The 2,838-nt window shown below is 35.7% G+C and carries 2 protein-coding genes and 2 pseudogenes; 3 read left to right on the top strand and 1 reads right to left on the bottom strand.

The annotated features are described in order from the left end of the window. From QZU45_RS12260 to QZU45_RS12255, 3 genes and pseudogenes are all read left to right on the top strand, one after another. A pseudogene (locus tag QZU45_RS12260) lies at nt 1-307 on the top strand (4-(cytidine 5'-diphospho)-2-C-methyl-D-erythritol kinase); the annotation flags it as partial. Then, nucleotides 304-522: a hypothetical protein gene (locus tag QZU45_RS12565; protein ID WP_366925505.1), complete on the top strand. Its 219-nt coding sequence runs from the start codon at nt 304-306 to the stop codon at nt 520-522. The pseudogene QZU45_RS12260 and the gene QZU45_RS12565, both read left to right, overlap by 4 nt. Before the next feature lie 19 nt (nt 523-541). Next, nucleotides 542-2,173, top strand: a complete 1,632-nt coding sequence (locus QZU45_RS12255; RefSeq protein ID WP_295355694.1) for an AAA family ATPase — start codon at nt 542-544, stop codon at nt 2,171-2,173. Between the two features lie 160 nt (nt 2,174-2,333). On the opposite strand, the pseudogene QZU45_RS12250 reads toward QZU45_RS12255, so the two are convergent. Then, a pseudogene (locus QZU45_RS12250) lies at nt 2,334-2,838 on the bottom strand (hypothetical protein); the annotation flags it as partial.

The raw sequence follows: 2,838 nt of genomic DNA, 5'->3' as shown, positions 1-2,838 counted from the left end.
TGAAAAAGAGCTTATAGAAATGGGAACAGGACTTGGTGCTGATGTTCCGATCTTTATAAAAGGGACAACCTGCTTTGCCGAAGGTATAGGAGAAAAGCTTGTTGAAGTTGATTATCCACAGAAATACTACCTGGTGGTTACTCCAGACTGCTCGGTACCTACAGCAAAGTTATTCTCCTCGGATAAACTCAAAAAAGATTCCCCTTACAGATCTTACGAGGAACTCTTAGAAGTACCATTTGAAAACTGCTTCACTCCTGTTGTCATAAACGAATATCCACAGGTAAAAGATCTTCTAGATAAATAAACGAATATCCACAGGTAAAAGATCTTCTAGATAAGCTTTCTGTATATGGAAAATCTTACATGTCCGGAAGTGGCTCTTCCTGTTTTGTTGAATTTGACAACGAACTAAGCGCAAATAATGCCTTATCTGAATTTAGAAAGACAGGATTTAAATGTTTTGTTGCCAAATCTGTAGAACAATCCTCAGTATTAAAGAAGCTCCATCAGATAAAATAAGATAAGAAAGGAGCGGCAAATGGGCAAATATATAAATAGAGGATATGATGATTTCAGAGTAACTTTTGACTCTGAGATATTTGTTGATAAATCAGAGTTGTTAGCTGTTCTGAATAAATATATAAAAAAAGAAGGCCGCTACGTCTGTATCAGCAGACCAAGACGATTTGGAAAATCTGTAACAGCAAATATGCTCTGCGCATATTACTCAAAAGAAACTGATAGCTCGTTCATCTTTAATAAACTCAATATCTCTAGCTCAAGCGAGTATAAAAAGCATTTAAATCAATACAACACCATCTTTATAAACATGCAGCTATTCTTAAGCAATGCAAAAGGTGATGTTCCAGATATGCTAGCTGCTATTGAATCAGAAATTAAAAGAGAATTAAAAGAATCTTACCCTGAAATAACTGTTTCAACTGATAGACCTCTTAATCTAATTCTTGATGACATATACAGGAATTACAAAAACTCAACTGAAATTACTAATGGATTTATCTTTATCATAGACGAATGGGACTGCATCTTAAGAGAAAAACAAAATGATACAGAGGGAATAAAAATATATCTTGATTACCTTAGAGCTCTCCTAAAAGACCAGTCTTACGTTGCTCTTGCATACATGACAGGAATTCTTCCGATCAAGAAATACGGCTCACACAGTGCCTTAAATATGTTTGATGAGTATTCAATGGCAGAACCTGGAGAATATGCTCCATACGTTGGTTTTACTCAAGATGAAGTAAAATCACTATGCGTAAAATACAACTCTGATTTCGATACCATGAAAAAATGGTATGACGGATATGTCTTTGATAATGAACTACACCTTTATAATCCTAACTCTGTTGTTAAAGCTCTTCAGAGAAATAAATTCCTAAGTTTCTGGTCTCAGACAGAAACTTTTGAAGGACTTGCTAGATACATTGAACTGAATATGGAAGGACTTCGTGATGATATTATATCCCTCATTGCGGATAACGAAATAGTTGTTAATACAGCAACCTTCCATAATGACATGACAACATTCATTACAAAAGATGATGTTTTAACTCTGCTAATCCATTTAGGGTATCTTGCAATAAATCCCAACTCAGATCTCAGAGATGTAGACAATGATAAGATTTTTGCCATTCATATTCCTAATGAAGAGATAAGAAAAGAATTCAAAAATATCACCCGAAATAACAAAAAATACTCTGAAATATATTCCTTAATTGATAATTCACTGGATTTACTCAGTGATATTTGGGATGGTAAAACTGATAACGTTGCAAAAGCCTTTGATTTAGCCCATCAGGACCACTCGTCAATACTTAAATACAATGATGAGAACTCTCTAAGCTGTGTTATATCTCTGGCCTTGTATCTTGGTACAGTCGACACCTATACTGTGCATAGAGAAATGCCTTCTGGGAAAGGTTTTGCTGATATGGTCTATATTCCAAAGCCAGGAATAGATAAACCAGCTCTTCTAGTTGAGCTTAAATACGATAAATCAGCAGAAACAGCTATTGACCAGATAAAACAAAAGAACTATGACAGAATCTTTAAAGACTACAATGGAGACGTTCTTTTGGTTGGAATTAACTATAACAAAGATACAAAAGAGCACCAATGTATTATTGAAAAGAGAAAGAAAAACTGATATCTGAAATACAGACTTTTTTTCAGACGTAATGACTAACCATACCTGTTGAATGGTATCTTTATTTTGAAAATTTCTGTAACTCAGTCAATTTCTCTCCTATACTTCTAGATGCTGATCAGTCATTGATCGGTAAAATTTTCGAATAAAACATCATTATTCAGTTAATCAACAAGTTAAAACGCTTTGTCCTGGTAATACGACTTAAGGTAATACCGGCACCATTCATCTCCCATGGAAGTCCAAGTACAGATACTTTTCCTGTACTTCGGTTGCACTGAAGGACGATTCCACTGTTGCCTATATACTGATACAGTCTCATAAGGCTTGGCTTTTCAAGCTGAATCTTATGGTCCGGAGATGGTATAGTGAGCTTCTGCTCCTGCATCTTCTTTCGCATCAGGTATTCTGTTGCGGTATATATCAAAAGAGCAGTGGTCATAATCCACATCAGTGCATTTATTCTTGATGGCAGCTCCAGATAGATTGCGTTGATAAGCAGTTTCTTATCCTTGAGGCATCGCCAGTTACGCTCTACTACAGACTGCTTCTTATATACACCTATGAGCTCTGCCATAGTCCAGTTTCTTTCAACATCATTGGTGCAGATGACGTAATAGGTATCTTCTTTTATCTTCTGCTCTATGGCGGTATCATCAAGCTCA

It is taken from the genome of uncultured Succinivibrio sp. (assembly GCF_902756765.1).
In the GTDB taxonomy this organism is placed as follows: Bacteria; Pseudomonadota; Gammaproteobacteria; order Enterobacterales; family Succinivibrionaceae; genus Succinivibrio.
The sequence above is the reverse complement of the archived record's forward strand: the minus strand, read 5'-3'. Positions and strand labels throughout refer to the sequence as shown.